General features: G+C 68.8%; 1 protein-coding gene. It reads right to left on the reverse strand.

From position 1 onward, the window contains the following. A partial coding sequence (locus tag VT52_RS39505; RefSeq protein ID WP_167377786.1) for a polyketide synthase dehydratase domain-containing protein occupies positions 1-1,900 on the reverse strand: 1,900 nt, incomplete at both ends.

Below are 1,900 nucleotides of genomic sequence, written 5' to 3' on the forward strand. Positions count from 1 at the left end.
GTGGAGGGCGTAGTAGGCGGTGAGGAAGACGGCGGGGGTGGTGGCGGCTTGGGCGTAGGTCCAGTCGGTGGGGATTTTGGTGAGGAGGCGTTGGTCGGTGGTGGCGGTGGGGGCGATGTGGGGGAAGAGGCCCATGACGCGGTCGCCGATGGTGTAGTCGGTGACGTCGTCGGCGGTGGCGGTGACGGTGCCGGCGCATTCGCCGCCGATGTTGCGGGTGTCGTGGACCATGCCGAGGGTGACGACGATGTCGCGGAAGTTGAGTCCTGCGGCGTGGACGGTGATGCGGACTTCGCCGGGGTTGAGGGGGGTGGTGTCGGGGGGTTGGGGGGTGAGGGTGAGGTTGTCGATGGTGCCGGTGTTGGTGAGGGCGAGTTTCCAGTGGGTGTCGGGGATGGTGAGGGGTGGTTGGTGGTGGGGGGTGAGGCGTGGGTGGTGGGTGGTGCCGTTTCGTAGGGCGAGTTGGGGTTCGTTGTTGGTGTGTGCGGTGGTGAGTGCGGTGGCGAGGTGGGTGTGGGTGTGGGGGGTGTGGTCGGTGTCGGCGAGGGTGATGCGGCCGGGGTTTTCTTGTTGTGCGGTGCGGATGAGGCCCCATAGGGCTGCGGCGGCGGGGTCGGTGAGGTGTTCGCCGGTTTCGGTGGTGATGGCGTTGTGGGTGAGGAGGGTGAGGTGGGTGTCGCGGAGGTTGTCGTCGGCGAGGTAGTGCTGGATGAGGTGGAGGGTGTCGGTGGTGAGTTGGCGTGTGCGCTCGGGGGTGGCGTGTGGGGTGTGGTTGTTGCTGGTGGGGTGGGGGGTGGTGTCGAGGACGATCATGGGTGGTGCGGGTTGTCCGGCGGCGATGGCTCGGCTGGTTTCGGCGAGTGTGGTGGCGGCGTCGTCTCCGAGGTGGAGCCATTTGTCGGTGGCTGCTTGGGGTGCGGTGTCGGTGGTGGGTGTGTGGGTGGCGGGGTGCCATGTGAGGCGGTAGAGGGAGTTCTGGGGGGTGGTGGGGTTGAGTTTGGTGGGGTCGGTGGTGCGGACGGTGAGGGTGTCGGCGGTGAGGAGGGGGGTGTCGGTGTCGGGGTCGGTGAGGTGGAGGGTGAGGGTGTCGGGGCTGGTGGGGGTCAGGCGTGCGCGTAGTCGGTTGGGTCGGGTGTGTGGGGTGTGGAGGGTGACCCCGCTCCAGGAGAACGGAAGCCGGATGGTGTTGGGGGTCTGGTCTTCGTCGGTGGTGGCGAGGAGTGCGTGGAGTGCGGCGTCCAGGAGGGCGGGGTGGATGCCGTGGCCGTGGGTGTCGATGTCCTCGGGCAGTGAGACTTCGGCCTGGATGTGGTGGTGGTCGTCTTCCCAGGCGGCGGTCAGTCCGCGGAAGGCGTGGCCGTAGTGGTAGCCGCGTGTGCTGATGCGGTCGTAGAGGTCTTCGACGTCCAGGGGGTGTGTGCCGGCCGGTTGCCATGGTCCGAGGGTGGTTGAGGGCGTGCCGTCCTCGGTGGGTGCGCTCAGGATTCCGGTGGCGTGCTGGGTCCACTGGTCCTGTGCGTCGGTGGGCCGGGTGTGGATGGTGAGGGTGCGGCGTCCGTCGTCGTCGGGTGCCTGGAGGGTGACCTGGAGGTGGAGGCTGCCGGTTTCGGGCAGGGCGAGGGGTGTTTCGAGGGTGAGTTCCTCGATGTGGGTGTGGCCGGTGTGGTGGGCGGCGTGGAGGGCGAGGTCGAGGTGTGCGGTGCCGGGGAGGATGACGGTGCCGGCGACGGCGTGGTCGGCGAGCCAGGGGTGGGTGTCCAGGCTGAGGCGACCGGTGAAGATGACCTGGTCGGTCCCGGCGGTGTCCACTGCCGCGGCGAGGAACGAGTGCCCGGTGGCTGACTGTCCGAGGTGGGTGGGGTCGTTGTGGGTGGGAGCGGGGCGGAGCCAGTAGGTCTGG

Source organism: Streptomyces malaysiense (assembly GCF_000980885.2).
Taxonomy (GTDB): domain Bacteria; phylum Actinomycetota; class Actinomycetes; order Streptomycetales; family Streptomycetaceae; genus Streptomyces; species Streptomyces malaysiense.